7 protein-coding genes and 1 tRNA gene are annotated in these 6,311 nt (G+C 62.8%); 6 read left to right on the top strand and 2 right to left on the bottom strand.

The genetic code is table 11. The features are described from left to right. Positions 1-167: 167 nt before the first annotated feature. Both BSP109_RS16140 and BSP109_RS16135 read left to right on the top strand, forming a co-directional pair. Entirely contained in the window at positions 168-392 is a 225-nt protein-coding gene (locus BSP109_RS16140; RefSeq protein WP_087008931.1) for a hypothetical protein, read from the top strand. Between the two features lie 2 nt (positions 393-394). Continuing rightward, positions 395-835 (top strand): N-acetylmuramoyl-L-alanine amidase, encoded by a 441-nt coding sequence (locus BSP109_RS16135; protein WP_101601959.1) that lies wholly within the window; start codon positions 395-397, stop codon positions 833-835. 49 nt (positions 836-884) lie between these two features. Here BSP109_RS16135 and BSP109_RS16130 read toward each other — a convergent pair whose 3' ends face one another. Further along, positions 885-2,012 (bottom strand): DNA alkylation repair protein, encoded by a 1,128-nt coding sequence (locus BSP109_RS16130; protein WP_101601961.1) that lies wholly within the window; start codon positions 2,010-2,012, stop codon positions 885-887. Positions 2,013-2,171: 159 nt separating this feature from the next. After that, a tRNA-OTHER gene (locus tag BSP109_RS17385) sits at positions 2,172-2,264 on the bottom strand. Positions 2,265-2,428: 164 nt separating this feature from the next. Here BSP109_RS17385 and BSP109_RS18040 point away from each other — a divergent pair. The 4 genes from BSP109_RS18040 to BSP109_RS16115 all read left to right on the top strand — a co-directional run bounded on the left by BSP109_RS18040 (position 2,429) and on the right by BSP109_RS16115 (position 6,140). After that, positions 2,429-3,778, top strand: a complete 1,350-nt coding sequence (locus BSP109_RS18040) for a replication initiator (RefSeq protein ID WP_374700180.1) — start codon at positions 2,429-2,431, stop codon at positions 3,776-3,778. Positions 3,779-3,801: 23 nt separating this feature from the next. Beyond that, entirely contained in the window at positions 3,802-4,257 is a 456-nt protein-coding gene (locus tag BSP109_RS16125; RefSeq protein WP_101601957.1) for a hypothetical protein, read from the top strand. Positions 4,258-4,578: 321 nt separating this feature from the next. Then, a complete protein-coding gene (locus BSP109_RS16120) occupies positions 4,579-4,776 on the top strand; it encodes a hypothetical protein (RefSeq protein ID WP_146001208.1) in 198 nt (65 codons plus the stop codon). 5 nt (positions 4,777-4,781) lie between these two features. Continuing rightward, positions 4,782-6,140, top strand: a complete 1,359-nt coding sequence (locus BSP109_RS16115) for an FtsK/SpoIIIE domain-containing protein (protein WP_101601953.1) — start codon at positions 4,782-4,784, stop codon at positions 6,138-6,140. The last annotated feature ends 171 nt before the right edge of the window (positions 6,141-6,311 follow it).

Raw genomic sequence — 6,311 nt, 5'->3', positions numbered from 1 at the left:
TACTCTCGTGCACAGGCTCGTGGTCCTCTGAGATTCGGATGTCTTGACAACACCCATCACAGCAGGACCACGAGCCGTTCTACGTCAACGACGCGACGCTCCCCATCACCACGAACCGGGAAGAGCCTCATTGATCCTGGTCACGGGTCGTACATAGCGTCGTAGCCATGAGTATCCCCACGAAGAACTCAGCAGTGACCCGACGCAGACTCTTCATGACCGGAGGTGCAGGAGCCGCCGCGCTGGGGGCCACCCTGGTCTTCGGCGCGAGCGCGGCCCAGGCCTCGGACCGCGACTTCACTCAGTTCCGCACCACCGACGGCGACGGCGGGGAGATGTCCAACCCCGCGAACCTGACCGGCTGCCCACTGGGCCGCGGAGAGGGTGAGTGAGCATGGCCCTCTGGAAGGGAAGCCCGAACTTCAACACCGGTCGCAACGGCAGCAGCGTCGACCGCATCGTCATCCACTACATCGTCGGTACGCTCGCCGCTGCGGACGCGACGTTCGCCGACCCCAACGCGCAGGTGAGCGCCCATTACGGCATCGGTGAGGGCGCGGTGCACCAGTACGTGAATGAGATGGACACCTCCTGGCATGCCGGCGATCTGGCGATGAATCGCCGCAGCATCGGCATCGAGCACTCCGCGGACCAGTCGCGGCCGCCGGACGCCACGACCTACGCGGCCTCCGCCGAGCTGTGCGCCCGCATCTGCCGCGACTTCGGCATCGACCCGAACACGCAGATCATCGGCCACAGCGACGTCGTGTCCACGGCGTGCCCCGGCATGGTGGATCTCCAGCGGATCATCTCGGAGACCGCCGCGCTGGTCTGATCGTCGCTCGACCTGGCTCGGTGGGTCGGCCCACCACGGCGTTCCCTGCTCAGACTGAGCAGGGAACGCCGTTCGTCGTGAGCTCGAACTCTGCGCGAGTCGTTTCAACTCCGTTGACCTGCAGGGAGAGCGCGTGGGCGCCCGGGTAGTAGCGCCGAGTGCTGATGGGACGGAACGAATGCGAGCGCCGCAGCTCCGTCATCTGACCAGGACGCAGAGTCATCGTCGTGAGCTTGAAGGTCTTGGGCGACTGCCGTCCGTTCGCCTTGAGGTGGTGCACGACGTAGTCGATGGTGAGGCGGACGTCGTCCTCACTGATGTTGCGGATCGCGGCGTGGAACTCGACGGCTTCGCCCACCGCGACGCTCTGCCGGTCGACGGCGGGCCCCTCGATCTGAAGTGCCTGTCCGACGGAGGGGAACCCCAGCAGCGCGAGCGCATCGGGATCGCCTCTCTTGATGAGGGTGCGCAGTCCGTGGCGCACCACCCGTTCCGTGCTGCCATCCGGTTCAGCGAGCCAGCGCTCGGCCGTTCCGATGACGAGGGCCGCGTGGTCGCGGCTCAGGTCGTTGAGGTGATTGGCGACGGAACGGCGGACGTATTCGGCGGGATCTCGATAGAGGTCCTCGAGGAGGGGGACGGTCGCCCCAGGCGTTTGCGAGAGCTCTGGGATCCGCTTTGCCCAGGGCAGGTGGGGGCGGGTGCCCTCGGACGCGAGCCGGCGGACATGGACGTCCGAGGACGCAGTCCATGTCCGGATGATCGCCAGCGCTCGATCGGGATCGTGCGTGATGAGAGAGCGGATGGCGAACTCCGCGGTGAGGAGCCCCGTGAGCTCCGCGAGCAGGGCCATCGCATCGTCGAACGCCTCTGTCCCGCCGTCCGCGACTGCCTTCGACGCGATCACCTCCGTGACCGGCCAGATCATCCAGCCGGTGAAAGTCGGGTTGGTGCCGTGCGCACTCCTGACGACACGCGCCAGCGCGGCGTAGTCGCCCGGCACGTCGGCCAGGAGTGCTGATTCCAGCTGTTCGACCCGTGCACGCAGGGGCAGTCCCTCGAGCTGCGCCGCGGCCGCGTGCAGGCGGGTGAGGGGGAGGTCCGGGACGACGGTCCGGAGCGCGTGTGCCAGTGCCTCGGCTGTCTGAGAGCTGATCAGTTCGTCGGCTGTCGGCATGATCCGCACCTTCTTCCTCACGGGTGCCGCCGGCGGTCCCGGCACGGAACGCGGAAGCGCCCTGAACGAGTGGGTCCAGGGCGCCTCCGCTGTGCACTGACGCCACAGGCTGTGCTGTGACACCTGTGACACCGCAGACGGACTGCGACATCAGACGGGTGGGCCCAGTGGGGATCGAACCCACGACCCACGGATTAAAAGTCCGTTGCGGGCCATATTCTACGTGGTCTTATGGCCGTCTGACCAGCTGATTCAAGTTGATCGTTGTGGATGGTGTCTGACCGGGTTCGACACGAGTGCCGACCACATGCCGACCACAGTTCGGTGTTTCTTCGATAACGAACGAGAGGCCTCGGTATACCGAGACCTCTCCTCGCGCGGTTTGGGTTGCAGCCCAGACCGGATCGGAGTTCACCATGTACGACCAGTCTTCTGAAACCGCTGTTTCGAGCATACCGACTACGGACGATCCCGCATTGGGCGCCGAGCTGGGCAGCGTAGGGGACCGGCCGGAGGCCGCATGCCCCGAAGCTGCGCGGCCGGCGACCGGGGGTCGCGAAGCGGCGCCCCTTGACCCGGTATCGAAACTTTATGCAAGCGACGGCGGTGCAGGTGAAGCACTAAAAGCAGCAGGTGTGACCCTGCCGTGTGAGCGTCCACTGATGATGGTCGACCGACTCAGCGGTGAAAGCGTGTTGGTCCGCTGTGGATCTAGACGCCTTGCGGACTGTGTGTCTTGCTCTGCTCTGTACTCGGGCGATGCGAGTGCGATTCTGCGCGCAGGGGTGTTAGACGTAGATCCCAGTTCAACAGTCGTCATGTTGACACTTACGGCACCTTCCTTCGGCGCGGTTCACCGAGTTCCACGGAACGCCAGTCCGAGGTTAACGACCAGTGCTCGAAATGCTTGGGAGCAGAGAGCCGGGCGGGCCTTGTGCAGGTGTGGTGTCAAGCATGAGCCGGGAGATCGATTGGCTGGGGTCGCCATTGATCCGGATTCCTATGATTACGATGCGCAAGCGGAATGGAATGCGGCATTCGGTCGCCTGTGGAATCGCACGGCTACAAGGCTTACACGGGATTTGGGCTTAGCTGAGCGGTTGCCATACGCCGGTACGACTGAATGGCAGGCGAGAGGTGCCGTTCACGCACACATGCTTGTGAGGCTGCCTGCGTGGGTCCAGCTTGGGTTGTTCAAAGACAGCGTGGGGCGGCTTCGCTCTTCCCAGATAGAAGACTCGGTTCAGTCGGCGGGTACGACAGTCGCGGGGCGGTGCTTCCGTTGGGGTTCGGCTGTAGTTGCCGAGATAATCTCTGCTCCGGGTATGGACGCTGGTCGGCATGCCAAGCGAACGATTGGGTATTTGCGTAAGGCCCTGGCCTACACGGTTAAGGATCTGAACGTGGAGCCTGACGGGGGTCGTAGCCACCGACACTTCGCCCGGTGTCGGGTGGCCGGGCGTAATGTGCGCTGTCCTTCCTGTGCGGGTGGGTTGAGGAGTATCAGCTGCCGATCTCCTAGGCACCGTTCGTTCGGGTATGCGGGTCACGCTGTGCGGAAATCTCGCTCCTGGTGTGAGCTGACGTTCCGGGCCTTGCGTGAGAAGCGAGCTGCTTGGCATGCCGAAGGCGGGGAGACTCCCGGTCCGCGTGACTGGGTACTGGTGAAGCGCACAGTGAACTATCAGGTTCAATCTATCGTTGATAGATTGACGGAGTCTCGAGGTCGATCTATCCTGGATACATGTCAGGCCAAACTGGTTTGACGAGAGTAGATCCAGGAGGATCAATGTTCAGTAAGGCAGAGGCAGCAGAGCTGGCGCGGTTGTTCGGCAAGATTTCCGAGATCTTTGAAGCCGCGGCAAGCGGAGACGTCGATGACGCGCACAGCGCATCAGACCCCGCAATTCTTGGAGCGCTTACGGCTCTGGCTCCGAAGTATCAGCGAGTCGTAGCGCGAATTTCATATGGAGAGATGGCCGAGACCAGATCGGGTGTACTGGCGCGGTGGCTGGACATCCTGACGGCGACTAAGGAAGTGGCGTCCATGCTGCGCGGCGGTAAGCGTGTGGTCACCACCATCAGTAGCTCAAGTGAGGTTTTGTCGGGCATTGCGTACTCGGACGCCGACGAGGAGGCATTTGTGCCTGAAGCTGTGGCGTCCGTTGCCAGGGATCTGTGGCCGAACCCCGCCGAGGACGAACCGGTGGGGATCTTCCCCAATATCGAAGTGGAGGACAGCTGATGCGTAGGCCGAAGGTCGATCTGACCGGTTGCACCGTTGTGGGGCTTGAGGCGACTCCGAAGGTGGCGGACCGCACTACCGGGGAGCTTGCCACTGATGCTGACGGGCGCACGAAGTGGTCTGTATCGGTATTCGTTAGTGACCCGGCTACTAAGGACAGTGGTGCGGTGAAGGTGACGGTCCCGTCGTCCACGCCTATCGCTCTGAGCGCGGGTGATCCCCTCGTCCTTGTCAATCCTCGTGTCCTTCACTGGGAGGTTGGCAATAGGTCCGGTATGGCCTGGTCTGCAGATGCGGTGGAGTCGGCAGGGGGTGGCAAGCGTGGCGAATGACGACATGGTGAACATTTCGATCCCACGGGCGCACGTGCCGTTGCTTGTCATGGCGCTGTCGGCTCTCGATCGGGTGTCGATGATCGCAGATGAGCTTGAGGGGGTCGATAAGGCCGACCTGAGTGAGACGGCGCGTGACTATGCACGGAAGTTTGCGGTGCTGTGTCCGGAGATGCTGGAGGAGTGACCCGCATGAGCGCGAAACACGTCGCAGGTACAGTCGCGGCGGTCGGTGCACTCCTCGCCATCGCAGGCGAAGACTGGGGTGCCGTACTGCTGGTTGCTGGAATCGGGTATCTGCTTTGGATTCGCAGAGTTCGTAGTGACCCGCGTTCGACTGTGGACGCTCGCCACGTTGCGGCTGCGCGAAACATTGCTGGCACATGGGACGAGGTGTCCACCGCGTGTGGGCTCGGTATCAAGCGCACGGTCTCCCGCCGCGAGTGGGTCCCGAGCACCGGGACGTTGTCGTCGATGGTCGGCATCGGTGGGCAATGGAATGACCGCAGCCCTGCCGCTGTGCTGTCCCCTCTTCGATTGGTGCGCCTTCGTTCGCTCGCAGATGGGTTGGCGTTAGATCTGCACACGCCTGCTGGGGTTAGCCCGGTTGACGTTGAGCGCACGGCTCCTGCGATTGCGCATCACTATCGTGCCCGAGGTTGGGAGCTCGGTGAGTGTGCGGAAGGGGTGGCACTGGTGCTCAAGGACGGTAGTGATCCGCTGGAGCAGGCCATCACTCCTGGGCAGCTCTCAGGCGCTCCGAGCTTGGAGGACGGCTGCCCGGTGGCGGTGGATCGGATTGGGCGCACGGTGGAGGTTCCAGTGTTGGAGTCGAATGTCCTTATTGGAGGAATACCGAAGTCCGGCAAATCAGGTCTCCAGACGATTCTGTTAGTAGGTCTGGCGCAGATCCCCAATCTGGCACTGATCGGCCTCGACCCCAAAAGGGTTGAGCTCACGCCTTGGGCGGCAAGGTTTTCTCTGGTCGAGACGCAAGTCTCTGCGATGGCTCCACTCCTGCGGAAGATCCTTGACGAGATTGACCAGCGATACGAGGTGCTTCAAACGAACCAGCGCAAGAAGTGGTTGCCAGATGACGGGCCGATTCTCGCGCTCGTTGTGGATGAGTTGGCGCAAGTCACCTCGTCCGGAGACAAGAAGGCTGACGCAGAACGGGCCGACCTTTTGCGCCAGATCGTCGCTGTCGGACGTGCGGCAGGCGTCTTCGTCTCGCTGGCAACACAGAAGCCGTCATCTGACGTTGTTCCGACTGGGCTGAGAGACCTTATTACTCAGCGCATCGCGATGCGGTGCACAACAAGGGAGCAGGCGCAGACAGTGCTCGGTGGGGTGCCTCCCGAAGTGCTCGAGACAGTCACGTCGATCCCGCATGGTCAGAGCGGCGTCGGGGTCTTCACAACAGAGTCTGGAGACGTCGTGCGAGCCCGAGCTGCGTGGGTGCCGGATGAGAAGGTGCCGTCTGTTTCTGCGGCGCTTCAGCACCTCCGGGTGGATCTTCCGTGGCTCAGTGACGAGGCGAAGGAGAAGTAGAAGCAACTGTAGGGCTACACCTTGAAGCTGCAGGGTGAGGAGCAAGTAGAGCCCCATAGAGTGGTGTAACGCACAGAGGCCGGTCCCTCGCTCCCGGATGTGGGCGCGGCCACCGTGTGATCCTTCGAGTCAACCTTCCAAGAATCCTCGAATAGGAGTCATCACGATGAC

It is taken from the genome of Brevibacterium sp. Mu109 (genome assembly GCF_900169375.1).
Classification (GTDB): Bacteria; Actinomycetota; Actinomycetes; order Actinomycetales; family Brevibacteriaceae; genus Brevibacterium; species Brevibacterium yomogidense_A.
This window is presented reverse-complemented; position numbering and strand designations above follow the sequence as displayed.